This is a genomic window from Pauljensenia sp. UMB3104, assembly GCF_030217285.1.
Taxonomy (GTDB): domain Bacteria; phylum Actinomycetota; class Actinomycetes; order Actinomycetales; family Actinomycetaceae; genus Pauljensenia.
The window spans coordinates 1-267 of record NZ_JASONN010000338.1 but is presented as its reverse complement, the minus strand read 5'-3'; the positions used below and the strand labels follow the sequence as shown (position 1 = coordinate 267).

Genomic DNA, 267 nt, shown 5'->3' with positions numbered 1-267 from the left:
GCGGTGAACGTACCTTCGACGTGGTCGTTCCCGAGGGACACCTGTGGGTGATGGGTGACAATCGTTCGAATTCCGCTGATTCGCGCTATCACATGGGTTCTGGGCAGTCGCCCTACGTCCCGGTGTCGTCGGTTGTGGGCACCGTTCAGGCCGTCATCTGGCCGACTTCCCGGTGGACGACCGACATCGCGCACCACGAAGTTTTTGCCTCCGTTCCCGCCGCCTCATGACGACCGCGTCGCGTGATCTTGAGGTCTCCTTGGCACA

Annotated in this window: 1 protein-coding gene; it reads left to right on the top strand. The window is 61.8% G+C overall.

Features of this window, described 5'->3' with window-relative positions; genetic code table 11:
• Nucleotides 1-230: S26 family signal peptidase (locus tag QP415_RS11945; protein ID WP_285100224.1), on the top strand; the 230-nt coding region annotated here is incomplete at its 5' end.
• Between the last annotated feature and the right edge of the window lie 37 nt (nt 231-267).